General features: G+C 67.4%; 1 protein-coding gene. It reads right to left on the bottom strand.

Annotated elements, in window-relative coordinates:
* Positions 1–729: SUMF1/EgtB/PvdO family nonheme iron enzyme (locus ACYPYD_RS23710; protein WP_459665895.1), on the bottom strand; the 729-nt coding region annotated here is incomplete at both ends.

Here is a 729-nt window from a genome sequence, read left to right as displayed (position 1 = left end):
ACGTCGAACGCAGCGGAAGCCGATGTGCGAGGTGGAAGTGTCGATCATCTCGGGATGGCGCGCGGCGGGGCGGTAGCGCTGGCAATAGTTCGCCGCGCACAAGTGAGAACCGCCCTTGAGCACCTTGCGGCCGATCCGCACGCCCGGCTGGGCGGGATCGAAACTGTCCTTGAGCTTGCCGCCGCGCGGATTGCTGAGCGTGCAGCACGATCGGCCTACCTTCTTGCGGGCCACTTCGGGCGTCTCGCTCCACCAGTCGCTGGTCCATTCCCAAGTGTTGCCGATCATGTCGAACACGCCGTAGCCGTTGGCAGGATAGTTCCCGACGGGCGAGGTCCGTTCCCAGCCGTCCAGGATCTGGTTGGCGAAGGGGAACAGGCCCTGCCAGTAGTTCGCCAGCATCGCGCCGTCCGGCGCCAATTCGTCGCCCCAGGCATAGTCCGCGCCGTCCAGCCCGCCGCGTGCGGCGAACTCGAATTCGGCTTCGGTCGGCAGGTCCTTGCCTGCCCAGTCCGCATAGGCCTGCGCGTCGGCATAGGCGATCTGGACGACCGGATGGTCCCACAAGCCGAGCGCCTCGACGTCGCGATCCGGTCCCAGTGGATGGCGCCAGTCGGCGCCGAACTCGAACCGCCACCAGTTGGCGGGATTGCCGGTATCGACCGGGGCGGCGGTTTTGTGGAAGACCAGCGAGCCGGGCTGCGCCATCTCGGGCGGCATGCCGGGGTA

This window comes from Novosphingobium sp. 11B (genome assembly GCF_054589055.1).
The sequence above is the reverse complement of the archived record's forward strand: the minus strand, read 5'-3'. Positions and strand labels throughout refer to the sequence as shown.